This is a genomic window from Ochrobactrum sp. SFR4, assembly GCF_019730395.1.
In the GTDB taxonomy this organism is placed as follows: Bacteria; Pseudomonadota; Alphaproteobacteria; order Rhizobiales; family Rhizobiaceae; genus Pseudochrobactrum.
The window spans coordinates 1-277 of record NZ_JAAPBB010000726.1; the positions used below are offsets into that span (position 1 = coordinate 1).

1 protein-coding gene is annotated in these 277 nt (G+C 47.7%); it reads right to left on the bottom strand.

What is annotated here, in order from left to right:
* The coding region (locus HBA93_RS20980; protein WP_221724556.1) for a hypothetical protein at positions 1-213 on the bottom strand (213 nt) is incomplete at its 3' end.
* Positions 214-277 lie beyond the last annotated feature (64 nt).

A 277-nucleotide genomic window follows, 5' to 3' on the forward strand; every position in this document is an offset into this window, starting at 1 on the left:
CAGGGCACTTTCATCAACCTCAGGCTGATCACCTGTTGTGATATTGGACTGCTTTGATTGTGTCCCTATAGTTCGAGAGTTGGCAACCGGCAAATTTCGGTCCGCCGAAGTCGCCTCTTCAACGCCCAGTCCTGTTTTTACATCGTCAGAGAATAAGTAGAATCCTGCAGCGGCTGTTGAGGCCAGTAGAGCTGCTATGAATAGTTTTTTCATAGGCACTCCGGATGTTTTTGACCAGCATAAGAAAGGGCCAGCAAATGCAGTGTCGATGAATAGT